The sequence below is a fragment of the Acidovorax sp. GBBC 1281 genome (genome assembly GCF_028473645.1).
GTDB lineage: Bacteria > Pseudomonadota > Gammaproteobacteria > Burkholderiales > Burkholderiaceae_C > Paracidovorax.
In genome coordinates, this window is the sequence record NZ_CP097269.1 from 4,091,559 (window position 1) to 4,115,804 (window position 24,246).

The 24,246-nt window shown below is 68.8% G+C and carries 22 protein-coding genes and 1 tRNA gene; 12 read left to right on the forward strand and 11 right to left on the reverse strand.

The genetic code is table 11. The annotated features are described in order from the left end of the window. Nucleotides 1-35: 35 nt before the first annotated feature. The 5 genes from pxpB to M5C96_RS19130 form a co-directional block, all read right to left on the reverse strand. Complete coding sequence (pxpB, locus tag M5C96_RS19110; RefSeq protein WP_272569782.1) at nt 36-1,655, reverse strand: 5-oxoprolinase subunit PxpB; 1,620 nt, start codon at nt 1,653-1,655, stop codon at nt 36-38. Then, nucleotides 1,655-2,425: a LamB/YcsF family protein gene (locus M5C96_RS19115; RefSeq protein WP_272564726.1), complete on the reverse strand. Its 771-nt coding sequence runs from the start codon at nt 2,423-2,425 to the stop codon at nt 1,655-1,657. Before M5C96_RS19115 ends, pxpB begins: the two co-directional genes overlap by 1 nt. 85 nt (nt 2,426-2,510) lie before the next feature. Further along, nucleotides 2,511-3,206, reverse strand: coding sequence for a pyroglutamyl-peptidase I (pcp, locus tag M5C96_RS19120; RefSeq protein ID WP_272564727.1), 696 nt, complete (start codon nt 3,204-3,206; stop codon nt 2,511-2,513). Nucleotides 3,207-3,224: 18 nt separating this feature from the next. Continuing rightward, nucleotides 3,225-4,181 carry a DUF979 domain-containing protein gene (locus M5C96_RS19125; RefSeq protein ID WP_272564729.1) on the reverse strand — a complete coding sequence of 319 codons (957 nt, stop codon included), beginning with the start codon at nt 4,179-4,181 and terminating at the stop codon, nt 3,225-3,227. Nucleotides 4,182-4,183: 2 nt separating this feature from the next. Then, a complete protein-coding gene (locus M5C96_RS19130; RefSeq protein WP_272564731.1) occupies nt 4,184-4,957 on the reverse strand; it encodes a DUF969 domain-containing protein in 774 nt (257 codons plus the stop codon). Nucleotides 4,958-5,423: 466 nt separating this feature from the next. Here M5C96_RS19130 and M5C96_RS19135 point away from each other — a divergent pair, with 466 nt between their 5' ends. From M5C96_RS19135 to M5C96_RS19150, 4 genes are all read left to right on the forward strand, one after another. Then, nucleotides 5,424-6,101, forward strand: coding sequence for a GntR family transcriptional regulator (locus M5C96_RS19135; RefSeq protein WP_272564733.1), 678 nt, complete (start codon nt 5,424-5,426; stop codon nt 6,099-6,101). Between the two features lie 62 nt (nt 6,102-6,163). Next, nucleotides 6,164-6,853 carry a DUF3334 family protein gene (locus M5C96_RS19140; protein WP_272564735.1) on the forward strand — a complete coding sequence of 230 codons (690 nt, stop codon included), beginning with the start codon at nt 6,164-6,166 and terminating at the stop codon, nt 6,851-6,853. A gap of 222 nt (nt 6,854-7,075) precedes the next feature. Next, nucleotides 7,076-8,989: a potassium transporter Kup gene (locus M5C96_RS19145; protein ID WP_442867327.1), complete on the forward strand. Its 1,914-nt coding sequence runs from the start codon at nt 7,076-7,078 to the stop codon at nt 8,987-8,989. Next, the gene (locus M5C96_RS19150; RefSeq protein WP_272564737.1) at nt 8,979-9,800 is read left to right on the forward strand and encodes a hypothetical protein; all 822 of its coding nucleotides are present in this window, start codon (nt 8,979-8,981) and stop codon (nt 9,798-9,800) included. The genes M5C96_RS19145 and M5C96_RS19150 overlap by 11 nt, the downstream gene beginning before the upstream one ends. Nucleotides 9,801-9,841: 41 nt before the next feature. On the opposite strand, the gene M5C96_RS19155 is transcribed toward M5C96_RS19150, so the two are convergent. Then, complete coding sequence (locus M5C96_RS19155) at nt 9,842-10,903, reverse strand: response regulator (protein WP_442867399.1); 1,062 nt, start codon at nt 10,901-10,903, stop codon at nt 9,842-9,844. A gap of 11 nt (nt 10,904-10,914) precedes the next feature. Next, a complete protein-coding gene (locus tag M5C96_RS19160) occupies nt 10,915-14,565 on the reverse strand; it encodes an ATP-binding protein (RefSeq protein ID WP_272564739.1) in 3,651 nt (1,216 codons plus the stop codon). A 134-nt stretch (nt 14,566-14,699) separates the two neighbouring features. On the opposite strand from M5C96_RS19160, the gene M5C96_RS19165 reads away from it, so the two are divergent. The 8 genes from M5C96_RS19165 to M5C96_RS19200 all read left to right on the forward strand — a co-directional run bounded on the left by M5C96_RS19165 (nt 14,700) and on the right by M5C96_RS19200 (nt 20,056). Beyond that, nucleotides 14,700-15,002, forward strand: coding sequence for an urease subunit gamma (locus M5C96_RS19165; RefSeq protein ID WP_272564740.1), 303 nt, complete (start codon nt 14,700-14,702; stop codon nt 15,000-15,002). A gap of 53 nt (nt 15,003-15,055) precedes the next feature. After that, complete coding sequence (locus M5C96_RS19170; protein WP_272564742.1) at nt 15,056-15,661, forward strand: HupE/UreJ family protein; 606 nt, start codon at nt 15,056-15,058, stop codon at nt 15,659-15,661. Between the two features lie 32 nt (nt 15,662-15,693). After that, nucleotides 15,694-16,026: an urease subunit beta gene (locus M5C96_RS19175; RefSeq protein WP_272564743.1), complete on the forward strand. Its 333-nt coding sequence runs from the start codon at nt 15,694-15,696 to the stop codon at nt 16,024-16,026. A gap of 50 nt (nt 16,027-16,076) precedes the next feature. Then, on the forward strand, nt 16,077-17,819 hold the full coding sequence (ureC, locus tag M5C96_RS19180) for an urease subunit alpha (protein WP_272564744.1): 1,743 nt from the start codon (nt 16,077-16,079) through the stop codon (nt 17,817-17,819). A gap of 8 nt (nt 17,820-17,827) precedes the next feature. Further along, nucleotides 17,828-18,499: an urease accessory protein UreE gene (gene ureE, locus M5C96_RS19185; RefSeq protein WP_272564745.1), complete on the forward strand. Its 672-nt coding sequence runs from the start codon at nt 17,828-17,830 to the stop codon at nt 18,497-18,499. Between the two features lie 11 nt (nt 18,500-18,510). Then, nucleotides 18,511-19,251 carry an urease accessory protein UreF gene (locus tag M5C96_RS19190; protein WP_272564746.1) on the forward strand — a complete coding sequence of 247 codons (741 nt, stop codon included), beginning with the start codon at nt 18,511-18,513 and terminating at the stop codon, nt 19,249-19,251. Further along, nucleotides 19,248-19,919, forward strand: a complete 672-nt coding sequence (gene ureG, locus M5C96_RS19195; RefSeq protein WP_272564747.1) for an urease accessory protein UreG — start codon at nt 19,248-19,250, stop codon at nt 19,917-19,919. The genes M5C96_RS19190 and ureG overlap by 4 nt, the downstream gene beginning before the upstream one ends. A gap of 49 nt (nt 19,920-19,968) precedes the next feature. After that, nucleotides 19,969-20,056: transfer RNA gene (locus M5C96_RS19200), tRNA-Ser, on the forward strand. A gap of 219 nt (nt 20,057-20,275) precedes the next feature. On the opposite strand, the gene M5C96_RS19205 is transcribed toward M5C96_RS19200, so the two are convergent. From M5C96_RS19205 to M5C96_RS19220, 4 genes are all read right to left on the reverse strand, one after another. Continuing rightward, on the reverse strand, nt 20,276-20,680 hold the full coding sequence (locus M5C96_RS19205) for a glutaminase (RefSeq protein WP_272564748.1): 405 nt from the start codon (nt 20,678-20,680) through the stop codon (nt 20,276-20,278). A 227-nt stretch (nt 20,681-20,907) separates the two neighbouring features. Next, a complete protein-coding gene (locus tag M5C96_RS19210; RefSeq protein ID WP_272564749.1) occupies nt 20,908-21,453 on the reverse strand; it encodes a phage virion morphogenesis protein in 546 nt (181 codons plus the stop codon). A 99-nt stretch (nt 21,454-21,552) separates the two neighbouring features. Further along, on the reverse strand, nt 21,553-22,758 hold the full coding sequence (locus M5C96_RS19215; RefSeq protein WP_272564750.1) for a phage minor head protein: 1,206 nt from the start codon (nt 22,756-22,758) through the stop codon (nt 21,553-21,555). Continuing rightward, nucleotides 22,751-24,244, reverse strand: a complete 1,494-nt coding sequence (locus M5C96_RS19220) for a DUF935 domain-containing protein (RefSeq protein WP_272564751.1) — start codon at nt 24,242-24,244, stop codon at nt 22,751-22,753. The genes M5C96_RS19215 and M5C96_RS19220 overlap by 8 nt, the downstream gene beginning before the upstream one ends. Nucleotides 24,245-24,246: the final 2 nt, after the last annotated feature.

The following is a 24,246-nucleotide window of genomic DNA, read 5'->3' on the forward strand; positions in this document are numbered from 1 at the left end:
TCGGTGTTCGGTAAGGGGGTGCTCGTTCAGGCCCGTCAGGCGGCAGCGCCGCGCGTGATGGCTTCGAATTCACGGATCGGGTTGAAACGCACCCAGGCGTTGACCGGGATCTGGCCCGCGCGGTCCAGGTGGTGGGGCGCGACGGTGCCGATGACCGGATAGCCGCCCGTGAGCGGGTGGTCGGCCAGGAACAGCACGGGCTGGCCGCTCGGCGGCACCTGGATGGCGCCGATGCAGGTGCCTTCGCTGGGCAGCTCGCCGCCCACGGCGCGCGCCAGCGGCTCGTCGCCCGCCAGGCGGATGCCCACGCGGTTGGACTGCGGCGTGACGCGCCAGCGCTGCGCCGCCAGCAGGGCGACGGCATCGGGCGTGAACCAGTCGGTGCGCGGGCCGAGCACCACGTCGAGCGTGATGTCTTCATGCACCGTGGGCAGGCCGGCCGGCGGCACCTCGGGCGCGCCGACCACGGCGCTGCCCACCACGGGCCGCACGCCGAGCACGTCGCCGCCGGCCACCGCCGCCGGGCCCACGCGAGCCAGCGTGTCGGTGGCGCAGCTGCCCAGCACCGGCTGCACAGCGAAGCCGCCGCGTACCGCTACATAGCAGCGCGTGCCGGCCACCGGCTCGCCCACGGTGAGCGTGTCGCCGTCGCCCAGGGCGATGGGCTGGTAGTTCGGCACGGGCCAGCGCAGGCCGGCCGCGTTGGTGAGGGTCAGCGGTGCATCGGCGCCGGTCACGGCCACGACGGTGTCGCCGCGGCTGCGCAGCTGCAGGCCACCGTTGACCGTCTCCAGGCAGGCGCCGCCCCCGGCATTGCCGGCCAGGCGGTTGGCGGCCTTGCAGGCGGCCTGGTCCATGGCGCCGGAGGCCGATACGCCCTGGCCCGCCTGGCCGTGGCGGCCCACGTCCTGGAACAGGGTCTGCAGGCCGGCCGAGACCACTTCGAGCGCGGTGGCCGCAGGGGGCACGGCGGGTGCCGGTGCAGGTTCAGCGCCTTTTTGGCCCTCAGCGCATGTTCCACTAGGGCGTTCTGCTACATTTTTAGTAGCAATATCCACGAAGCGCACGCGGTCGCCGGGCTGCAGCAGCGCCGGCACGGAGCGCCCCAGGTCCCACATGGCCGTGGGCGTGGTGCCGATGATCTGCCAGCCGCCCGGGCTGGCCTGCGGATAGACGCCGCTGAAGGTGCCCGCCAGCCCCACCGCGCCCGCCGGGATGCGGGTGCGCGGCGTGGTACGGCGCGGCACGTTCAGGCTGGGGTGGCCGCCGGTCAGGTAGCCGAAACCCGGCGCGAAGCCGGTGAACGCCACGGTGTATTCGCTGCCCGTGTGGCGCGCGATCACCTCTTCGGGGGTGATGCCCAGCATGTGCGCCACTTCGGCCAGGTCTTCCCCGTCGTAGTGCACGGGGATCTCGATCAGCGTGGTGCTGCGCTCGGCCTGCGCACTCACGTCGCGCCGGGCGATGGCGTCCACCAGCGCGGGCAGCGACTGCACGGCGGGGCGGAAGTGGATGAGGATGGTGCGCGCGGCGGGCACCATTTCCTCGATGCCGTCGATGGGCTCGCGCCGCAGCGAGGCGAGCAGCGCCAGCGTCTGGTCGAGGTCGTCCAGCTCGACCATGACCGCATTCAGGTTGACGGGCAGAAAGCGCATCATGCTGCGGGCTGCCCTGCGAACGACGTGATGGTCACGCCGGCCTGCTCGAAGCGCTGGCGCACCTGCTGCGCGATCGCGACGGCGTCGGGGCTGTCGCCGTGCACGCAGATCGAGTCGGCCACGATGCGCACCTGGCTGCCGTCGATGGCCTCGATCACGCCGTCGGACACCAGGCGCAGCATGCGCTCGGCGATCAGCGCGGCGTCGTGCAGCACGGCGCCCTTTTCGCGGCGCGACACCAGCGTGCCGGCCGGGGTGTAGGCGCGGTCGGCAAAGGCTTCGGCCACCACGCGCAGGCCGGCGTCGCGCGCCCAGCCGATCAATGGCGAGCCGGCCAGCGCCACCAGCACCAGGCGGTCGTCGATCTCGCGCAGGGCGGTGATCACGTCGCGCGCCTGGCGGGCGTCGTGGACGATGGTGTTGTAGAGCGCGCCGTGGGGCTTCACGTAGCGCACTTCGGTGCCGGCGGCCTTGGCCAGGCCCTGCAACGCGCCGATCTGGTAGATGACGTCGGCCACGAGGTCGGCGCTTTCCACGTCCATGTTGCGGCGACCGAAACCGACCAGATCGCGATAGGCCACGTGCGCCCCCACCACCACGCCGCGGGCCTGGGCCTCGCGCAGCGTGCGCAGGATGCCGGCGGCATCGCCGGCGTGGAAGCCGCAGGCCACGTTGGCGCTGCTCACGATGCCCAGCATGGCCGCGTCGTCGCCCATGCGCCATGCGCCGAGGCTCTCGCCCAGGTCGCTGTTCAGATCCATTTTCATCGTCGTTCTCCTGGCGGTCGGTGCCGCCGATATCTCAAACCCGCGGAGCGCTGCGCGCAGCGCCCCGTCCATATGACCATGCCGGTCAATGCAATTGCCCGGCAGTTTCGCGAACGTCCTCGCGCACGGCCAGCGCCGTGCGGATGACGGCGCGCAGGGCCTGTGCCTGCGTGTCCAGCGCCATGCTGGGCGCGCCGCCACCCACGCGCGCGGCCTGCTCGGGCAGGTACGGCACGTGGATGAAGCCGCCGCGCGCAGGCGCCGCGGTGCCCGGCAGCGTGGCGGTGCCCGCGGCCTGCTGCGCCAGGCGGTGCATCAGCGCGTAGAAGATGTGGTTGCACACGAAGGTGCCCGCGGTGTTGGACACCGCGGCCGGCAGCCCTTCGGCGCGCAGGTCGCGCACGATCGCCTTGATGGGCAGCGTGGAAAAGTACGCCGCCGGGGCGCCCGGCACCACGGCGGTGTCCACCGGCTGCTGCCCGGCGTTGTCGGCGATGCGCGCATCGTCCAGGTTGATGGCCACGCGCTCCAGCGACACCTCGGCGCGGCCACCGGCCAGGCCCAGGCAGATCACCAGCGAGGGCCGCCACTGCGCCAGCGCCGCATCGAGCGCCTGCGCGGCCTTGCCGAACACGCAGGGCAGCTGCACGGAGCGCACCGTGGCGCCCGCATGCTGCCAGCCGTCGAGCGCCCGCGCCACCTCCCACGAGGGGTTGACCGGATCGCGCTCGAAGGGCTCGAAGCCGGTGAGCAGCACAGTGTGGGGGGCGGCGTCGGACACGGGCGGCCTTTCTTCGGACTATCGGAACATCAGGAAGTACATCAGGAACACGTTGCAGGTGAGCAGCGCGAGGGCCGTCGGCACCTGTGCGCGGATCACCGCATTCTTGTCCGGAAGCTCCAGCAGCGCGGCGGGCACGATGTTGAAGTTGGCGGCCATCGGGGTCAGCAGCGTGCCGCAGTAGCCCGAGAGCATGCCGATCGCGGCCATCACGGCGGGGTCGCCGTGGTACACGCCCAGCAGAATCGGCACGCCCACGCCGCCCGTCATGACGGGGAAGGCGGCGAAGCCGTTGCCCATGATGATGGTGAAGAGCGCCATGCCGATCACGTACACGGCGCAGGCCACGAAGCGGATGTCCATGTTGATGTAGCTGGTGGTGATGTACGCCACGGCCTTGCCCACGCCGGCATCGGAGAACACCAGGCCGAGCATGCCCAGCATCTGCGGCAGCACCAGGGCCCAGCCCAGAGCGTCGGTCAGGCGGCGCGATTCGCGCAGGCCCTGCACGGGGCTCTCGCGGGTCAGCCAGCAGGCCAGCGCCAGCGACAGCACGCAGCCCACGCCCAGGCTCACCAGGGTGGTGTTCTTGGGGTCGATCAGCGGCACGCCGCCCACGGTCAGGTGCTTGGCCGACAGCGTACCGATCATCGTGATGAGCGGAATCGCCAGCGCGGGAATGAACAGGCGGTTGCCCAGGCGCTTGGCGCTGGTCTGGTACTCGGCCGGGGTGCGGGGGGTGTGCTTGCCCGCGCCCACGCCGCCGAAGCCGGCGATGAGCGCCATCACCACGGCGCCGGCGCCCACCCAGATGGGCGGCAGCAGGTCGCCGATGAGGAAGACCAGGGAATACAGGGCCCAGAACAGTCCGCTGGAAAAGCGCTTGGGGTTGTCACGGTCGGCCACGGTCATCACCGCGGTGATGGCCAGGATGGCGCCGACGAGGTAGTACAGGTGTTGGATGGTCAGTGTCATGTTCATGCTCCCTTGGCGCTGGAGAGGGTGCCGTCGCCATTGCCGTTCCCGTTGCCATTGCCATTGCGGGCAGCGGTTTCGGCGGCGTGCGCGGCCAGTTCACGGGCCAGCACGCCGTCCAGGCGGTGCAGGCGCCAGGCGTGGATGGCGAACGCGCAGATCGCGGTCGGAATGCCCCACAGCGCGATGTGGATCGGTTCGACGTCGATGCCGGCCTCGTGCAGGAAGGTGGACATCAGCACGATGGCGCCGAAGGCCACGAAGATGTCTTCACCGAAGAACAGGCCCACGTTGTCGGTGGCCGCCGAGAAGGCGCGCAGCTTGTGGCGGATGCGGTCGGGCAGCTTGCCGTAGCGCGCCTCGGTGGCGCCTTCAGCCATGGGGGCAAGCAGCGGGCGCACCATCTGGGGGTGGCCGCCCAGGCTGGTCAGGCCGATGGCGGCCGTGATCTGGCGGGCGCCCAGGTACACGATGAGCAGGCGGCCGGCAGTGGCCGACTTGATGCTGCTGATCCAGTTCTGCGCATGCTGGCGCAGGCCGTGGCGCTCCAGCAGCCCGATCACCGCCAGGGGCAGCAGGATGATGAGCGGCAGGTTGCGCGTCTTGATGAAGCCGGTGCCGATGGTGGCCAGGATCTTGTCGATCGGAAATCCGGCGGCAAACGCCGTCGCGATGGCCGTGACGATCACCACCAGCATCGGGTTGAACCGCAGGATGAACCCCACGATGATGACCGCCACCCCGATGAGCGGCCACAGATTGACTACGTTTTGCATCTTGAACTTCCTTGAATACGTACAGCCCTGGCCGGTCCGGTGGTCGCGTGCGCTTCGCCGCCATTGGCGAAGAGGTGCGGACAACCGTAGGGCCCCACTGCCAGCCTGGCAGCGCGCGGGCAATGGGAGGTTGCTGCCCGAGCGCGGTCTGGACCGGCACGGCATACAACGCAAATTGCATGCCAATCCATGAACAACAAACCGGGGATCAACCCTTGAAAAACTTCAAGTTGTTGAACAATCGATGCACCTTGAGGATACAACCAGCACCAATTTGTTTCACGATTGGTCGATTTTGCCCAACAACATGGCGGGCGACCGACCCGGACAAACCCTAGGAAAAGCGGTTAGAAAACGGTATTCCACAGAGTGGATTCTTGCGAAGCAGGCCGATCTGCTACAAAGTGCGAAACCCGATCCCGGCCTGCGCACGCCGTGCCGCACGCCCACCCCGAACCGCCCAGGCATGACCATCGAAACCCCCACGAACGCCCAGACCCTGAACGAACGCACGGCGGAGCTGATCCGCCAGAAGATCGTGAAGGGCGAGTTCTCGCCCGGCCAGCGGCTGTCCGAGGCCGCCTTGAGCGAAAGCCTGGAGATTTCGCGGAACACCCTGCGCGAGGTCTTCCGCCTGTTGACCAAGGAAGGCCTGGTCAAGTACGAGCCCAACCGCGGCGTCTCGGTGGCCATCCCGAGCATCGCCTCGATCATCGACATCTACCGCGTGCGCCGGCTCATCGAATGCCAGGCCATCGCCCAGGCCTACCCGCGCCACCCCGCCAAGAAGCACCTGCGCGAGGCGGTGGATTCGGCGGTGCGGTGCCGCGAGGCGGCTGACTGGCAGGGCGTGGGCACGGCCAACATGGAGTTCCACATGGCCATCGTGGAGCTGGCCGACAGCGAGCGCCTGAACGTGATGTTCTCGCACATCCTGGCCGAACTGCGGCTGGCCTTCGGGCTGCTGAACGACCCCGAGTTCCTGCACGCGCCGTACGTGGACATGAACGTCAGGATCGTCGATCTGTTCGAGGCGGGCAAACTGCGCGAGGCCTCGGACCAGCTCAACGAGTACCTCGTGCATTCGGAGCGCATCGTGCTGGCGGTGTATGCCCGGCGCATCTCCGACACCCCGGAGCGCTGAACCGCCCCGGCCTTTTTTCCAGAGCCCCTTTTTCGTCCCCCTCCCCTTTCCCCTTGCACACCATGAGCGCACAAACCCCCTCCATCGTCTACGGCACCGAAGACCTGCTGATCAGCCTCTGCAACTCGGTGACCCGGGTGCTCAGCGTGGCCACGCAGAGCCCCATCCACTACTCCGGCATGGTGCAGCGCATCACCAAGACCTGCCTGCGCCCCGACATCGGCTGCTTCGTGCTGTTCGACGGCGGGTTCTCGGGCCTGGTGATCATCAATTTCTCGAAGGAAGCGGCGATGGAGCTCTATCAGAGCTACCTGCTGAGCATGGGCATGTCCAAGGACGACCTGGCCAGCTCCTACACCTCGGACGAGGTGTCGAACGTGATGGGCGAGCTGATGAACCAGGTGGTGGGCGACTTCACCGGCAAGGTGCGCCGCGAGCTGCAGACGCACATCACGCAGAACCAACCCAAGATGCTGGCGCTGAACAAGCAGGTGATGCTGAGCGTGGACGCCAACCTGGACAAGCCCGAGGCGCGCCGAGTGACCTTCTACACGGCCAGCAACCACATCTTCTACCTGGAGCTGGCGATCGACCGCACCGAGTTCATCAAGCTCTACGACTTCGAGCCGCAGGAAGCCCCCGATCCCGACGCGCTGATCGCCCAGGCCGGCGAGCCCAAGGCCGCGACCCCGGTGCCGGCCGCCGCGTCGTCCAGCGACACGGACGACCTGCTCAAGTCGCTGGGCATGTGACGGCGGGGCGGGCCGATGCGGTGGCGGGCCACGAAGGCACCGCCACTGATACGCTATTTAATTAATAGCAATACGCCCTAGTTGAAATTGCGCTGAAGGCCTTTTCGGCCCCAAGCCTTGCCACAGCGTTGCGCGCCGGCATCACCCCGTTCGCGCCGCCCGTGACCGCGAGCAGCCGCCGGCGCACAATGCGCCGACCCTTCACTGCCCCCGCACTCCGCAATGACCTCAACTCCGGCGCCCGGCCACGCGCCCGCTGCCCGCGGCTTCGCCGCCCGATCCGCCCTGATGATCGCCGCGCTGGGGGTGGTGTTCGGCGACATCGGCACCTCGCCGCTCTACGCCTTCAAGGAATGCCTGAACCCCGAGCATGGCGTGGCGCTGGACCGCGCCGCGGTGCTGGGCCTGCTGTCGCTGGTGCTGTGGGGCCTGATGCTGGTGGTCACCCTCAAGTACGTGGTGTTCGTGCTGCGCGCCGACCACGACGGCGAGGGCGGCATCCTGGCACTGCAGGGCCTGGCCGCGCAGGCGCTGGAGCGCGGCGGCGCCCGCCCGTGGGCGTGGAAGGCCGTCGCCGGGCTGGGCCTGGTCGGCGCGGCCATGTTCTATGGCGACAGCCTCATCACGCCGGCCATCTCGGTGCTGTCGGCGGTCGAGGGGCTGGAGGTGGCCACGCCGGTGTTCAAGCCTTACGTGGTGCCCATCACGCTGCTGGTGCTGATCGGCCTGTTCCTCGTGCAGCGCCGGGGCACCGAATCGGTGGGCCGCGTGTTCGGGCCGGTGATGGTGCTGTGGTTCGGCGTGCTGGCGGTGTCCGGCCTCTGGCAGATCACGCAGAACCCGCACGTGCTGGAGGCCATCGACCCGCGCTGGGCAGTGCAGTTCCTGGCCACGCACCCGGCGCAGTCGCTGGCGGTGCTGGGCGCGGTGTTCCTCGCGTTCACGGGCGGCGAGGCGCTGTATGCCGACATGGGCCATTTCGGCGCCACGCCCATCCGGCTGGCGTGGCTGTTCATCGCGCTGCCGTCGCTGGTGCTCAACTATTTCGGACAGGGCGCGCTGGTGCTGGCCAACCCCGCGGCCATCGACAACCCGTTCTTCCGGCTCTTCCCCCCCTGGGCCACCGTGCCCGTGGTGGTGCTGGCCGCCTGCGCCACCGTCATCGCCTCGCAGGCGGTGATCTCGGGCGCGTTCTCCATGACGGCGCACGCCATCCGCATGGGCTACCTGCCGCGCATGCGCATCGTGCAGACCTCCGGCACCGCCATCGGCCAGATCTACCTGCCCACGATGAACTGGCTGCTCATGGCCGGCGTGCTGCTGCTGGTGCTGGCCTTTCGCAGCTCCAGCGCGCTGTCGGCCGCCTACGGCATCGCGGTGTCGCTCACCATGCTCACCACCACCTTGCTGGCCGGCGTGGTCGCGCTGCGGCTGTGGCGCTGGAACCCGCTGGCCGTGGGCCTGGGCGTGGGCTGCTTCGCGCTGGTGGACGTGACCTTCATCGTGGCCAACAGCCTGAAGATCGCCGACGGCGGCTGGCTGACCCTGGCGGTGGCGGCGCTGGTCATGTTCGTCTTCACCACCTGGGCCAAGGGCCGGCGCGTGGCCGAGCAGGCTGCGGCGCAGGAGCGCATGCCGCTCGCCCCCTTCATCGAGGCCCTGGCGCACGGCATGCCGCACCGCGTGCGCGGCACCGCCGTGTTCATGACCGCCGACGCCGACAGCGTGCCGCACGCGCTGCTGCACAACCTCAAGCACAACCAGGTGCTGCACGAACGCGTGGTGGTGCTGGCCGTGCGCACCCGCCCGGTGCCGCGCGTGCCGGCCGCCGATCGCCTGCACGCCCAGGAGCTGGGCCACGGCGTTTGGTGCGTGACCGCCAGCCACGGCTTCATGGAGCGGCCGGACGTGCCTGAATACCTGCGCCTGCTGGCCTACCAGAAGGGCCTGCACATCGAGTCCATGTCCACCTCGTACTTCACCTCGCGCGCCTCGCTGGGCACGGGCCGGCTCGAAGGGCTGGGCGCCCTGCGCAAGGCCGTGTTCGGATCGCTGCAGCGCAACGCGGCGCGCGCGTCCGACTACTTCCGGCTGCCGGACAACCGCCTGATCGAGATCGGCCGCCGTGCGAGCTGACGCCCTGCCCTCACCTCGGCGGCCCCCCACTCGGCCCTCCACTCGGCTGTCCGCCCCGCTGCGCCGCCTGGCGCGCGCCGCCGCGCTGGCGGCCCTCGGCACCGCGGCCCTCGCCGCGCCGGCCGCCCGCGCGGCCACCGACACCGACCCCGACACGCCGCTGCCCTTCAAGCTGACCACGGGCCTCTACCAGGTGTCCAGCGGCGGCCTGCCCTCGGGCCCCGGGCTGGACGTGAACCTGCGCTACACCCGCGGCGACGACCACTGGTGGGTGGGCGCGTTCCGCTCGCCCGCGCTGGGCTTTTCCATGCCGCGCGCGGGGTGGGACAGCACCGTGGCCTTCGGCGACTGGCGGGTGCTGCCCTCGGTGCAGATCGCCTCGGGCGGCTTCGTCGGCGGCAGCCTGGCCGTGGAGACTGGCACCACCTGGGTGGTGGGTGCGGGCCTGGGGCGCACCAACCTGCGCAACTACGCCAACCTCAACTTCGACCCCAACGACGCCTACAGCGTGTACGGCAGCCACCGCTTCACCAGCGGCGACACCCTGGCGCTGCAGTTGGTGCGCGACAACCGGCAGAACCCCGACCAGCAGAACCTACACCTCGTGTGGCGCAGCCCGCGGCCCGGCGGCCAGCGGCTCACCGTGGACCTGCTGGCCAAGCAGGGCACGGTGGACGGCCGGTTCATCCGCCGCGCCGGCCTGTCGGTGGGCTACGACTGGCCCGAGTGGTTCGTGCGCGCCGCGTGGGACCCGCAGGTCAACTTCACGCCGCAGAACATGCTGCGGGTGTCCACCGGGGTGCGGTTCTAGCGCCCAGCGCTGCAGCCACCGGGGCCCGCGCGCCGTGGCGCTCAGCCCTCGAACTGCGGGTGCGTCTGCCGGATGCGCGCCATGGCGATGCCGGCCGCGGCGGTGCGCGTTTCCACGCCCAGCTTCACGTACACGCGCTCCAGGTGCTTCTTGACCGTGGCGGGGCTGGCGCCCAGGATGTCGCCGATGTCGCGGTTGGTCTTGCCCTTGACGAGCCAGTACAGCACCTCGGCCTCGCGGGCGGTGAGCTTGAACGACAGACCCATGGCTTCGATCACGGCGGCATCGGACACCTCGCGCATCACGATCAGCCAGTCGCCGCCACCTTCGCTGTCGCCGGTCTGCTGGTGCAGGCTGAACGACAGGCGGCGCGCGCCCTGCTCCACCACCAGGCGCGGCGGCTCCAGCTGCTGCACGGCCAGATCGGCTAGGCGCGGCAACTGCGCCTGCAGCCACTCGGTGACCGGCGCGGGGGCGAAGGCGGGCACCGGCACGGCCTCGCCCGCCGCGCCGGTGGCCGCACCGCCACCGAAGTAGCCGTGCAGCAGCTCGCGCGCCAAGGCGGTCTGCCACATGAGCCGGCCGTCGCTCGCGCGCACGGTGATGCTGGCGTAGCCGAAGGCGTCGAGCGCGTTGCGCGCCTGGCCGGCCTGGCGGATTTCCTGGCGGGCGCGGCGCGCGCCCTGCAGGTGCACGTTCATGCGCGCGAGCACCTCCTTGGGCTTGATGGGCTTGGTCACGTAGTCCACGCCGCCCGCGTCCAGCGCGGCGACCAGGTGCTCGGTCTCGGTCAGGCCGGTCATGAAGATGATGGGGATGTGCGCGGTGGCCGGCAGGCCTTTCAGCCGCCGCGCGACCTCGAAGCCGTCCATGCCCGGCATCATCGCGTCGAGCAGCACCACGTCGGGCAGCGCCTGCGCCGCGCGCGACAGCGCGGTCTCGCCATTGGTGGCCACGAGCACGGTGTAGCCGGACTCTTCGAGCGCGTCGTGCAGCACGGCGAGGTTGTCGGGCACGTCGTCCACGATCAGCACCACGTCGGCGCGGGTGCGGTCGAGCGCCTGCGCGGTGGCATCCAGGGGCGGCGCGTGGGTGGGGAGCATGGCGGTCGCGGTCATGGGGAAGAAGGATGGGATGCGGCGGCCTCGGCCACCATGCGGGCGATGGCCTCGAACCGGAACTGCCGCGCATGGTCGCGCGCCTCGCCCACCCAGGCCGAGCACCCGGGCTGCGCGGCCTCGATGGCGCCCAGCTGGTTGAGCACGCCGCGGTAGTAGCCCAGCTCGACGGCTTCGGACAGGGCCGGAAGACGGGACGGATCGGGCAGCGCCTTGGCGGCGGGGGCCCGGGGCGGCTCCGAGGTCGGGCCCGGAGCGGGTGGCGCGGACGGCGCCGGCGCGTCCTCGATCCAGGCCAGGGCCAGGCGCCGCTCCAGCCAGTCCAGCAGCTCGCTGTGGCGCACGGGCTTGACGATGAAATCCTCGGGGCGGATGCCCACGTCGTTCTCCAGGCCCTTGTCGAAGGCGTTGGCGGAGACCACGGCGATGTGCGCGGGCGCCTGCGCGCCTTGCACGGCGGCTTCGAGCTGGCGCAGGCGGCGGATGGTCTCCCAGCCGTCGATGCCCGGCATGGCGAGGTCCATGAACACCGCATCGGGCCGGTAGCCGGCCGCGATCAGGTCCAGCGCGTCGTGGCCGCTGGCGGCGGTGCGCAGGGTGAAGCCCAGCGGCGCGAGCAGTTGCACCAGCAGCTCGCGGTCGGCCTCTTCGTTGTCCACCACCAGCAGGCGGCGGCGCGGGCCGGCGTAGCCCCGGCGCGGCGCGCGCAGGCGCGCGGGGCCCAGGGCCTCGCCCACCGCGCCCGGGTGCACCTCGGGCAGGAACAGGCGGATGCGGAACAGCGCGCCCGCGCCCGGCGTGCTGGTCACCGTCATCTCGCCACCCATCAGTTCGGTGAGCATCTTGGCGATGGTGAGCCCCAGGCCTGCGCCGGGCGCGGCGCCCTGGCTGCTGGCCGCACCGCGCGCGAAAGGCTCGAAGATGCTGGCGCGCTCGGCCTCGGTGAGGCCCGGGCCGCTGTCCTCGATCTCGATCAGGGCCAGCTCGCGCGCGTGCCGCACCGACAGCCGCACATGGCCGCTGGCGGTGAACTTGATGGCGTTGCCGATGAGGTTGATGAGGATCTGGCGCACGCGCTTGTCGTCGCCGCGAACCCACTCGGGCAAGGTGCCCTGCGGCTCGAAGCGGAACGCCAGCCCCTTGGCGCGCGCCTGCGGCTCGAACATGTCGCACATCTCGTGCAGGCAGTCGGCAAAGCGCATGGGACGCACCTGCAGCGTGAGCTTGCCGCTTTCGATGCGGGCGATGTCCAGCGTGCCTTCGATGAGCGACAGCAAATGCTCGCCGCCGCGGCGGATCACGCTCACGGCCTGCTGGCGGTGCGGCGGCACGGCGGCGTCCTCGCCCATGAGCTGGGCATAGCCCAGGATGCTGTTGAGCGGCGTGCGCAGTTCGTGGCTGATGGCGCTGATGTAGCGGCTCTTGGCCTGGTTGGCCTGGTCGGCCAGCAGCCGGGCGCCCTCGGCCTCCTCGCGCGCTTCCTCGGCCACGCCGCGCGCCTGCTCGGCCTGCGAGCGCGCGTGCTCGGCGATGCGGCGGGCCTCCTGCAGGGCCTGGTCGGTCTGGCGGTGCAGGTGGATCTCGCGCTGCAGCAGGTGGGTCTGGCGGTTGGATTCCTCCTGCGCGACCTTGCGGCTCTTGTGCGCCAGCACCAGCCACCATGCCACGATGCCCGAGATGACCAGCAGCGCCAGATAGGCCTTGAGCAGCCCCGAGCGCAGCGCGGCATGCGTGCCCGGCACGGCGGCGCTGCCCGGGCCGCTGTCGGGCGCCAGGGGGGTGAGCGTCTGCAGCTCCTGGTGGTAGAACAGCCCGAACACCGCGGCCAGCAGCGGGGCGATCACCAGCATCAGCAGCAGGAAGTGGCCCAGGCCCGTGTCGAGCATGCGCCACACCCGCCGCGGCAGCACCCAGCGCAGGGCCGCGCTCCACTGCACGGCCAGGTGCGCGTGGGGCTTGCACATGTCGCCGCAGCGCGCATCCAGCGTGCAGCACAGCGAGCAGATGGTGCCGCGGTAGGCGGGGCATTGCGCCATGTCGGGCGCCTCGTACTCGCGCTCGCACACCACGCAGCGCCGCACCGCCCAGGCCCCGGGCGTGCCCACGGCCGGCGCCTGGGCACCGGCGGGCCGGGCCAGGTAGTAGCGCCCGCGCGTGGCCCAGGCGATGAGCGGCGCCGCGACGAAGGCCGTCACCATGGCGATCACGGCCGAGAACGCCTGCGCCAGCGGCCCGAACAGCCCCAGGTGCGCCACGATGGACAGCCCCGAGGCCAGCGCCATGGCCCCCACGCCCACCGGGTTGATGTCGTACAGGTGCGCGCGCTTGAACTCGATGCCCCGGGGCGACAGGCCCAGCGGCTTGTTGATCACCAGGTCGGCCACCACGGCCATCATCCAGGCGATGGCAAGGTTGGAATACAGCCCCAGCACCTGCCCCAGCGCCTTGAACACGTTCATCTCCATGAGCATGAACGCGATGAGCGTGTTGAACACCACCCACACCACCCGCCCCGGGTGGCTGTGCGTCAGGCGCGAGAAGAAGTTGCTCCACGCCAGCGAGCCGGCGTAGGCGTTGGTCACGTTGATCTTGATCTGCGAGACGACGACGAACAGCGCCGTGGTCGCCACCGCCCAGCCGTAGTGCGGGAACACGTATTCGTACGCCGCCAGGTACATCTGGTTCGGGTCCACCGCGCGCTCCACGGGCACCATGTGGCTGATCGCCAGGTACGCCAGCAGCGCGCCGCCCAGCATCTTGACCACGCCCAGCACCACCCAGCCCGGCCCGCCGGCCAGCACCCCGAGCCACCAGCGCCAGCGGTTGGCCGGCGTGCGCGCGGGCATGAAGCGCAGGTAATCAGCCTGCTCGCCCATCTGGGTGATGAGGGCGATGCCCACGGTGAGTGCTGCACCAAACAGGGGCAGATTGAACGTGGAGACCGCACCGGATTCCCCGCCGTAGTGCATCACCCCGGTGAATGCACCAGGATCGCGCGCCAGCACATACACGAACGGCACCACCAGCATCACCAGCCACAGCGGCTGCGTCCACACCTGCAGCCGGCTGATGGCCGACACCCCGTGCGTGACCAGCGGGATCACCGCCAGCGCGCAGATGAGGTAGCCCCAGCGCGGCGGGATGTCCAGCGCCAGCTCCAGCGCGTAGGCCATCACGGCCGCCTCCAGCGCGAAGAAGATGAAGGTGAAGGTGGCGTAGATCAGCGAGGTGATGGTCGAGCCGATGTAGCCGAAGCCCGCCCCGCGCGTGAGCAGGTCCATGTCCACGCCGTAGCGCGCGGCGTACACGCTGATCGGCAGGCCCGCCAGGAAGATGATGAGCCCCGTGGCCACGATGGCCCAGAAGGCGTTCAAAAAGCCGTACTGCACCAGCAGCGTGGCGCCCACCGCCTCCAGCACCAGGAACGAGGCCGCGCCGAACGCCGTGTTGGCCACCCGCCATTCGGACCAGCGCCGAAAGCGCTGCGGCGTGAAGCGCAGCGCGTAGTCCTCCATCGTCTCGGTGGCGACCCAGCTGTTGTAGTCGCGGCGCACCTTTACCACCTGCTGCGGCACGGCGGCCAGGTGGTCGGCGGGCGCTGGAGAAGAAGGGGCCGCGGGGGCGGTGGCGGGGCTGGCGGGCGTCATGGGGGCAGGGGCGCGGGGTGCAGGTTCCATGCCACGCGGGGCCACCACCGCCATCCGGCGTATGGACGGGCATGGTGATTGCTGACTACCATGCGGCATTCCGTCCCCTTTGCCCTCCCACCGCCCGCTGCGCCATGGAACTCACCCCCCGCGAAAAAGACAAGCTCCTGATCTTCACCGCCGCGCTGCTCGCCGAGCGGCGCCGCACGCGCGGACTCAAGCTCAACTACCCCGAATCCATGGCCCTCATCAGCGCCACCGTGATGGAAGGCGCGCGCGACGGCAAGACCGTCGCCCAGCTCATGAGCGAGGGCCGCACGGTGCTCACGCGGGCCGACGTGATGGAAGGCGTGCCCGAGATGATTCCCGACATCCAGGTCGAGGCCACCTTCCCCGACGGCACCAAGCTGGTCACCGTGCACCAGCCCATCGTGTGACGGGTTTTGAACCAAATCCCCTTCATGCCCTAGTACCCATTGCCCTTGATGCTATGAAAAAAGAAGCAAAAACCCTTTCCTTCGTCTCCGCCGCCGCGCTGCTGCTGTTGCCCGCCCTCGCCTTCGCCCACCCGGGCCATGGCGCGGAGGACGCGCTGCATGCCGACGCCGGCTTCCTCGACGGCCTGGTCCACCCCTTCACCGGCCTGGACCACCTGGCCGCCATGCTGGCCGTGGGCGTGTGGAGCGCGCTGGCCGTGCGCCCCGTATGGCTGGCGCCCGCCGCCTTCGTGGCGCTGCTGGTGGCAGGGGCCACGGCCGGCTTCCTGGGCGTGGCGGTGCCGGCGGTGGAGCCGATGATCGCCGCCTCGCTGCTGGTGCTGGGCCTGCTGGTCGCCTGGCGCCGCCACTTGGCCCTGCCGCTGGCCGCGGGGCTGGCGGGGGCGTTCGCGTTCTTCCACGGCGCGGCGCACGGCACCGAACTGGGCGGCAGCGGCCAGTGGCTGGCCCTGGCCGGCATGGTGATCGCCACCGCCGCGCTGCACGCCGCCGGCATCGGCCTGGGCCATGCCGTGGTGGCGCGCCACCGCTGGCTGGCCGTGGTGGCGGGCGCCTCGACCGCGCTGCTGGGCGCCACGCTGCTCGTGCGCATGGCCTGAGTGGCCCAACGCATCGACCACTGCACCATCCCATGATCCCCGGCGAACTCCTCATCGACGACGGCGAGCACGCGCTCAACACCGGCCGCCGCACCCTGACCCTGGTGGTGCGCAACACCGCCGACCGGCCGATCCAGGTCGGCTCGCACTACCACTTCGCCGAGACCAACGGCGCGCTCGGCTTCGACCGCGACGCCGCGCGCGGCATGCGGCTGAACATCGCCAGCGGCACGGCCGTGCGCTTCGAGCCCGGCCAGCAGCGCACCGTGGAGCTGGTGGACTACGCGGGCGACCGCACGGTGTACGGCTTTCGGGGCCTCACGCAGGGGCCGCTGGGCGAGCCGCCGGCCCCGGCCGCCGCCTGAAGTCCGACCCCATCCCTTTTCGAACCGCCCGAGAGCTGGAGAGCATTCCCATGGCCACTGTGTCCAAACGCGCCTATGCCGAGATGTTCGGCCCCACCGTCGGAGACCGCGTGCGCCTGGCCGACACCGGGCTCATCGCCGAGGTGGAGCAGGACTACACGCTGCGCGCCGGCGCCTATGGCGAAGAAGTGAAGTTCGGCGGCGGCAAGACCATCCGCGACGGCATGGCGCAGGGCCAGCGCACGCGCGACGGCCAAGGCACCGGCCCCACGGCCGGGGGCGCCATGGACACGGTACTGACCAACGCGCTCATCCTGGACCACTGGGGCATCGTCAAGGCCGACATCGGTTTGAAAGGCGGGCGCATCGCAGCCATCGGCAAGGCCGGCAACCCCGACACGCAGCCCGGCGTGGACATCGTCATCGGCCCCGGCACCGAGATCATCAGCTGCGAGGGCAACATCGTCACCGCGGGCGGCATCGACAGCCACATCCACTTCATCTGCCCGCAGCAGATCGAAGAAGCCCTGGCCTCCGGCGTGACCACCATGCTGGGCGGCGGCACCGGCCCGGCCACCGGCACGCTGGCCACCACCTGCACCTCGGGGCCCTGGAACATCGAGCGCATGCTGCAGGCGGCCGACGCCTTTCCCATGAACCTCGGCTTTCTGGGCAAGGGCAACGCCAGCCTGCCCGACGCGCTGCACGAGCAGATCGACGCGGGCGTGATCGGCCTCAAGCTGCACGAGGACTGGGGCACCACGCCCGCGGCCATCAGCAACTGCCTGGACGTGGCCGACGCCACCGACACGCAGGTCGCCATCCACTCCGACACGCTCAACGAGAGCGGCTTCGTCGAGAACACCATCGCCGCCGTGGCGGGCCGCGGCATCTGCGCCTTCCACACCGAAGGCGCGGGCGGCGGGCATGCGCCCGACATCCTGCGCGTGGTGGGCGAGGCGAACTTTCTGCCGTCTTCCACCAACCCCACCATGCCCTACACGGTGAACACGCTGGACGAGCATGTGGACATGCTCATGGTGTGCCACCATCTGGACGCCTCCATCGCCGAAGACCTGGCCTTTGCGGAGAGCCGCATCCGCAAGGAAACCATCGCGGCCGAAGACGTGCTGCACGACCTGGGCGCCATCAGCATGATGAGCAGCGACAGCCAGGCCATGGGCCGCGTGGGCGAGGTCATCCTGCGCACCTGGCAGACGGCCCACAAGATGAAGGCCCAGCGCGGCACGCTGGATGGCGACACCGCTCGCAACGACAACACGCGCATCAAGCGCTACGTGGCCAAGTACACCATCAACCCCGCCATCGCCCACGGCATCAGCCACGAGGTGGGCAGCCTGGAGGTGGGCAAGTGGGCCGACATCGTGATCTGGAAGCCCGCCGTCTTCGGCGTCAAGCCCGCCATGATCCTGAAGGGCGGCTTCATCGCCATGGCCGCCATGGGCGACCCCAACGCCTCCATCCCCACGCCGCAGCCCGTGCACTACCGGCCCATGTTCGGCGCCTTCGGCGGGGCGCTGGCCCGCACCTCGCTCACCTTCGTGTCGCAGGCCGGGCTGGCCGCGGGCATCGGCGAGCGCTTCGGCCTGGCCAAGCAGCTCAGCGCCGTGCGCGGCGTGCGCGGCGTGCGCAAGCAGCACATGGTGCACAACCACTACACGCCGCGCATGGAGATCGACGCGCAGACCTACACCGTGCGCGCCGACGGCCAGTTGCTCACCTGCGAGCCCGCGACCGTACTGCCCATGGCGCAACGCTACTTTCTGTTCTGATCGCACGCATGCTTCAAGTCTCCAAACTCATCGCCCAGGGCAAGGGCCTCGCGCCCGTGCTCGTCAAGCGCGCCGCCACCCTCGAACTCGACTGGGACACGCGCCAGAAAAGCCGCTTCGCCGCCACCGACTCCAACGGGCGGGAACTGGGCATCTTCCTGCCCCGGGGCACCGCCGTGCGCGGCGGCGACGTGCTGGTGGCCGAGGACGGCGCCCTGGTCCGCGTGATCGCCGCGCCCCAGTCGGTGCTGCGCATCACCCATTGCGCCCACCACGGCACCCCCTTCGATCTGACCCGCGCCGCCTACCACCTGGGCAACCGGCACGTGCCCATCGAACTCACGCCCACCCACCTGCAGATCGAGCCCGACCACGTGCTGGCCGACATGCTGCGCGCCATGCACCTCATCGTGAACGCGATCGACGCCCCCTTCGAGCCCGAGGGTGGCGCCTATGCGGCGGGCGGGCACCCTGGGCACGGGCACCACGGTCATGACCATGGCCACGCCCATGGCCACGACCACGCAGCCCCATCGCACGACGCCGCCGGCCCCGCGCACGGCGATGGGCATGACCATGGGCACAGCCATGCAAGCCATGGCCACGATCACGGCGATGCGCACGCCCATGGTCACGACCATGACCATGCGAAGTGCGATCACCCGCACCACAACCCTTGATTGACGCCGGGATGACAGCCCCCGACTGCAACGCACCACCACCCCAAGCCCCCACGGCCCTGCCCGCCGCCAGCCTGCTGCAGCTCATCTGGCTGGCCTCGCCGGCGCTGCCGGTGGGCGGGTTCTCGTACTCCGAAGGGCTGGAAGTGGCGGTGGAGCGCGCCGGCGTCACCACCGAAGCCGCCGCCGCCGAATGGTTGGCCGTGCAACTGCAGCTCACCCAGGCGCGCGGCGACATGGCCGTGCTGCAGCAGGCCCTGGCCGCCTGGCGCGCCGCCGACCACGCCCGCGTGCGCCAATTGAACGACTGGGTGCTGCAAACGCGCGAGACCAGCGAAATGCGCCTGCAGACCGAGCAGATGGGCCGGTCGCTCGCCGACTGGCTGCGCAACCAGCACGCGGGCGACGCCGCCCGGCTGCACGACGTGGCCGCGCTCGCCGCCCTGCCGCCCACCCCCACCTACCCTGTCGCCTTCGCCCTGGCCGCCGCCGGCACCGAAGCCGGCGCGCGCGACGTGCTGCTGGCCTACACCTTCGGCTGGGCCGAGAACATGGTGCAGGCCGCGCTCAAGGCCGTGCCGCTGGGCCAGAGCGCCGGCCAGCGCATCCTGGCCCGGCTGGCCGCCGCCATTCCCGCCGCCACCGACGCCGCGCTGCACACCGGCGACGCGGACCGCCAGGCCTTCTCGCCCATGCTCGCCATCCTGTCGGCGCAGCATGAAACCCAATACTCCCGCCTCTTCCGATCATGAACAACACCACCACCGGCAGCACCACCGCACTGCACCACATCCCCCACCGCACCAAGCCCCTGCCCCCGCTGCGCGTGGGCATCGGCGGCCCCGTCGGCTCGGGCAAGACCACCCTGCTGGAAATGCTGTGCAAGGCCATGCGCGACAAGCACGACCTCATCGCCATCACCAACGACATCTACACCAAGGAAGACCAGCGCCTGCTGACGGTGAGCGGCGCCCTGCCCGCGGAGCGCATCCTGGGCGTGGAAACCGGCGGCTGCCCCCACACCGCCATCCGCGAAGACGCCTCCATCAACCTGGAGGCCATCGACCGCATGCTGGCGCAGTTTCCGAACGCCGACGTCGTCTTCATCGAAAGCGGCGGCGACAACCTCGCGGCCACGTTCAGCCCCGAGCTGAGCGACCTCACGCTCTACGTGATCGACGTGGCCGCCGGCGAGAAGATCCCCCGCAAGGGCGGCCCCGGCATCACCAAGAGCGACCTGTTCGTCATCAACAAGACCGACCTGGCCCCGCACGTGGGCGCCAACCTGGACGTGATGGCCGCGGACACCACGCGCATGCGCGGCACCAAGCCCTTCGTGATGACCAATCTGAAAACCCTGCAGGGGCTGGATGAGGTGGTGGCCTTCATCGAGAAGAAGGGCCTGCTGCAGGCGGCCTGACGCGCGGGGGCGGGTGTGTGGAGGCCGGCTAGAATACGCGCCAGTTTGCGGAGACTTGGGTGAGCGGTTTAAACCAGCAGTCTTGAAAACTGCCGACGGGCAACCGTCCGTGAGTTCGAATCTCACAGTCTCCGCCACAACGAAAAAGCAGCACCCCATGCATTGGGACTTGAAGCATGGACTTGCACTCAGCGCGCGGGTGCAAACTTCAAGCTCAACGGCCTGGTGAGGGACCACTCATCTTCGTAGGGTGATCGGATCAAACATGGTCTGGCACGGCCGGTGCGATGCAGCTCGCCATCCATGGCGCAGGGATGAACCAGGCGAAGATTCAACCCGTTTGCTTGCGGTTTTCGTTAAGAAAAAACCGTTCTGTCCAGTTCGGCGGCAACAAGCTCGATGGCTTTCAACCCGGCGACAGAGTTTCCCTTCTCGTCCAATGGCGGCGACCAGGAGCACACCGCGCCAAATCGGGGGATCACGGCGAGGACGCCACCACCGACTCCGCTCTTGATCGGCAACCCTATGCTGAATGCGGTTTCACCGGAGGCTTCGTAGGTCCCGCTGCTCATCATAAGCGCGCACACCTGCTGGGCCTGGCGGGCTTCCAGCACATTGCGCATGCGCAGGTCAGCACCGCCATTGGCAAGAAACAGCGCGGCCACCGCCAGGTCCTTGCAGCTGGCTGCGATCGCGCATTGGGCGCAATACGCCTTCACGACGTCCTCGACCGGGTTGCGGAAATTGCCAAAACTCTTCATCAGGTGCGCAGCCGCCAGGTTTCTGTGCGCGCACGCGAACTCGCCTTTTGCCACATCTGAACGGGAGTGAGATAAAGGAAGAGAGGGAGGTGCGATAAATGGGAAGTTCCGGGAAGAACTGGGGCGAGGTGGGCCCGGAACTCTGCAATTCTCTTTCCTGACGGGAAATAGCGGAGCTCAAGAAAAAAAGGCGCTGGATTGGCGCCTTTTTCCAATTCGGACCGCAATCAGCCTTCCATCAGGTAGCTCTGCACCAGACTGACGATGTTTGCCTTGTCTGAATCCGATGCGCCCAGAAATGGCCGGGCGGGTATGTCGCCCCACGGGATCGGGAAGCTCCCCACACGGGTGGTGTACAGCCCGAAGCCGAACTCACCCGACTTCGCACCGTGCTGTTGTGTGGCCGCGTAGACCATGGGACTGCCGATGCCTACCGCGCCAACATCGCGGACCTGGTAGTTGATCGTCGTGGCCAGTGCTCTGGTCTCCCCGGTCAATGGCTTCTTGCCGGCCAGTTTCTGCGCGCTCCTCTTTGTCAAATCGCCATCCTTCTTGCGTGCAAACATTGAGCTGTACCGGGCCAGGGTGAGCGCGCTGTTCGGTGCCCAGGCCGTGCCATCCGGGCCCGTGGCCGAGGAAAACCGCTGCTTGGTGGATTCGGTCAAGTCTTCGCCGATCTCCAGCAGCAAAGGCCGCATGTCCTGCCCCCTCTCCAGCAGGCCATGCAGGTAATCCAGCCCGTTGCGGCTGGTCAATTCAATCATTTGCGCCATCGAAGCACTCCTCGTAAGATCCGCACTGCCTTGTGCATCGACCTCCGGTAGTCAACACCGGTTTCGTCTTGAACGTTGTGGTCGGAGCGCGAGGCCTTGTCATTTCTGAGCCGTTTTGATCACCTGCGAGCTCAGTTGCAGCGACCGATTACGTTTGCCTGCCAACACCTCCCACATCGCCCTGAACGTTTCTCCGTTGATCGCCTTGGTGGCCACCACCGTGGGATTGCCGTTGCGCGATTTCTCGCCTGCGCGCAGCGCATCGGGATCGTTGAGCACCGACTCAAGCTGTCCATAGTCCTGCGGCATGGCAGGGCGTTGGCCTGAGCCATCAAAGCCGTGCGAAGCATCGACATGCCGAGGCGCCTCGGCAGGAAGAAGGATCGTGTAGCCGCGCACGTCGGCACCAGCTGCGGAGCCGACCCAGTCGGCACGCTCCACAAACCCCAGCCACAGCGGGTCGCGCCGCTGTCGATCTGCAAGCACATTACGCACGAAGTCGGGCACCAGATCCTCGACGTTGATATAGCGATTGACATCGGCCGACAGTGCCTTGCCGATGGCTGGGGGATAGTCGATCAGCTTGTCCTGTACGAACGATCGCAGATCGTCGTCAGTCCGCGCACCTGGTGCGTAGTCCCAGCCTTCGCCAACCCCAGCAGGCGTGCCCGTGCGCGGATCAACGGCATCCCACCCGTCCGGCGGCTCGCTGGAGTCGCCCTCGCGAGGCGCTGCCACTGCCACCACGCGGCATTCGCATCCAAAGTCATTTGGTGGGAAATGGCTTTGCCAGAAAGGGTGGTCGTGGCGCAGGGTCAGCCGCATGTCGCCCCACTGCTTATGGATTGGCCTGGGGTGCACCACGCTGTCGCTGTGCACATAGCGCCAAAACGGGCGGCGCTTAAGCAATGCAGGGTCCAGCAACTGCGCGCGGCGCCCGGCCGCGTAGGACGTGGCCAGGTTGGTTTTGTAGATCACCCGCGTGCGCCACGCTTCACCAGCTTGGCTTCCTTCGCCCGTCCAGCCAGTCCAGCCGCGCTTTGCAACGATGTCGGCAAACTGCTTGCGGAACTCCCCGATGCTGCCGCCTTGAACTGCCTGGTCCACCGCTTTGCGCAAATCCGCCAGCAGGTCGGCCTTGGCGGCACCGGCCACCATGAAAGCGCGGTCGTGGGCCGCGCGTTGAATGTCACGCCAGGACTCGCTGGGCAGATTCAGCTTGCGCCGAAGGAACTCGATCTGTTCCTGGAACTGCTGGCGCGCTCCTTCCACCGTGCTCCGGGCCACAGATCCGAGTTCAGCCACGGCCAGCCTCCTGCGCCGCTTGATCGCGCCCACGCAAATGGGCCAGCTCGAAAGCCATCGCAATTAGCTCGGTCAGGTCAGCCGTGGACAGATCGGCATAGGCATCCAGCAAGGCGTCCTGCAGCGCCTGGGGTTCGTCGTACGTGTCCACCAGTTCGCGCAGTTGCTTGACCCAGTTGTCCACCACCGGCGCGCCTGCCGTGCCAAGCGCTGCCAAAGTGTCGCTGGTGGCCTGCTTCACGTCGCGCTCGGCAAATGCCACGGGTAGCTCGCCAGTCGCTGGCTCGAGCGGCATAGCCACTTCGAGGTCGCCAGCTTCCAGCTTGTAAACACGCTGCCAGTAAGCCGGCGTGAAGCGCACCCCTGCGCGGCTCAGCGTCTCATCGCGCGTGGCCTGCTCCGTGTTGACGTCTTCCTCCTTGAACAACTCGAAAGTGGGGGCTGGTGATTGCTCGCCCTCGTTCACGTCGGTCACCCACCGCAGCAATTGGTTGATGGTGGCCGCCGCCAGAGTGGCATCACCATCGCGGATCGTCTTGGCCACCTCCAATCCTGCCTCCGCGCTGGCGCGATTGCTGTTGGATTCCGTGCTTTGGTTCTGGCCCAACAGCGCGATGCTGATCTCGGAGCGGCAGAACATCAGCAGCCGTTCGTAGAGGTCAGCACTGGCCCCCTTGTCGCCGGCCTCCAGGATATCGATGCTCGAATCGTCAGGAATCGCCGCCACCGCGTCCTGAATTATGGCCTCCAACTTATCCAGCAGCGCATCCACCTCGGTCCCAGGCGTGCCACGTGGCTGCTTGCCCACCAACCAGGGCGTACCGTATTTCTCGGTGAACGTCACCCAGAACTTGAGCCCGCCCCGCTTGAAAATCGCCGGCCAAAAGCACATGGACAGATCCGCATGTCCGTAGGGATTGGCGTAGCTGGCCTCTTGGCGTGCGAGTAGGAATTTCCGCGGCTCCAGCGTCTCGCCAAGCATAGGCTGCTCGCGGCTGCGAAAACGCAGTTGCGCCTGGGTGTCAAAGAAGAACCACTCCGGTGGCTTGCCGATTACCTGCAGCGGTACGTTCGCCCCATTGCGCGTGCCCCACACAAGTTCGAGGGGTTGCCAGCCAAACAGCACCGCCTCGGTGATTTCGTTGATCAGCGTGTCCATGTCATAGGTGGCGAGCAGATCGTTCGCCAGGCGCGTTGCGCGTGCGCTGGCCCTGCCACGCTGCACCCGCCACTCCAGCGCCTTCACGGCGGCCTTGCGTCGACGAATGCAGCCGCCCACATGCGCATCACTGCGCAGATCGCGGTATACGCTGATGTCTTTACCCTGGCGCTTCAGGATCGGGTCGGGGTTGGGCAACAGGAAGCCGAAGCCTGCCAAGTCGGTGCTGCGCTCGCGCGTTGCGATCTGCTTAGACAAGGTCGGACCCTGCCGAGCCTCGGCGAACGAGACGAACTCGGTGGGGGACACATAGATGCCTCGGGACATGA

Bases quoted from the DNA above. Each gene is read 5' to 3' on its own strand.
- pxpB (WP_272569782.1), bottom strand. From the start codon at position 1,655: ATGCGCTTTCTGCCCGTCAACCTGAATGCGGTCATGGTCGAGCTGGAC.
- M5C96_RS19115 (WP_272564726.1), bottom strand. From the start codon at position 2,425: ATGAAAATGGATCTGAACAGCGACCTGGGCGAGAGCCTCGGCGCATGG.
- M5C96_RS19125 (WP_272564729.1), bottom strand. From the start codon at position 4,181: ATGACACTGACCATCCAACACCTGTACTACCTCGTCGGCGCCATCCTG.
- M5C96_RS19130 (WP_272564731.1), bottom strand. From the start codon at position 4,957: ATGCAAAACGTAGTCAATCTGTGGCCGCTCATCGGGGTGGCGGTCATC.
- M5C96_RS19135 (WP_272564733.1), top strand. From the start codon at position 5,424: ATGACCATCGAAACCCCCACGAACGCCCAGACCCTGAACGAACGCACG.
- M5C96_RS19140 (WP_272564735.1), top strand. From the start codon at position 6,164: ATGAGCGCACAAACCCCCTCCATCGTCTACGGCACCGAAGACCTGCTG.
- M5C96_RS19145 (WP_442867327.1), top strand. From the start codon at position 7,076: ATGACCTCAACTCCGGCGCCCGGCCACGCGCCCGCTGCCCGCGGCTTC.
- M5C96_RS19155 (WP_442867399.1), bottom strand. From the start codon at position 10,903: ATGCTCCCCACCCACGCGCCGCCCCTGGATGCCACCGCGCAGGCGCTC.
- M5C96_RS19160 (WP_272564739.1), bottom strand. From the start codon at position 14,565: ATGACGCCCGCCAGCCCCGCCACCGCCCCCGCGGCCCCTTCTTCTCCA.
- M5C96_RS19165 (WP_272564740.1), top strand. From the start codon at position 14,700: ATGGAACTCACCCCCCGCGAAAAAGACAAGCTCCTGATCTTCACCGCC.
- M5C96_RS19170 (WP_272564742.1), top strand. From the start codon at position 15,056: ATGAAAAAAGAAGCAAAAACCCTTTCCTTCGTCTCCGCCGCCGCGCTG.
- M5C96_RS19175 (WP_272564743.1), top strand. From the start codon at position 15,694: ATGATCCCCGGCGAACTCCTCATCGACGACGGCGAGCACGCGCTCAAC.
- ureC (WP_272564744.1), top strand. From the start codon at position 16,077: ATGGCCACTGTGTCCAAACGCGCCTATGCCGAGATGTTCGGCCCCACC.
- ureE (WP_272564745.1), top strand. From the start codon at position 17,828: ATGCTTCAAGTCTCCAAACTCATCGCCCAGGGCAAGGGCCTCGCGCCC.
- M5C96_RS19190 (WP_272564746.1), top strand. From the start codon at position 18,511: ATGACAGCCCCCGACTGCAACGCACCACCACCCCAAGCCCCCACGGCC.
- ureG (WP_272564747.1), top strand. From the start codon at position 19,248: ATGAACAACACCACCACCGGCAGCACCACCGCACTGCACCACATCCCC.
- M5C96_RS19205 (WP_272564748.1), bottom strand. From the start codon at position 20,680: ATGAAGAGTTTTGGCAATTTCCGCAACCCGGTCGAGGACGTCGTGAAG.
- M5C96_RS19210 (WP_272564749.1), bottom strand. From the start codon at position 21,453: ATGGCGCAAATGATTGAATTGACCAGCCGCAACGGGCTGGATTACCTG.
- M5C96_RS19220 (WP_272564751.1), bottom strand. From the start codon at position 24,244: ATGTCCCGAGGCATCTATGTGTCCCCCACCGAGTTCGTCTCGTTCGCC.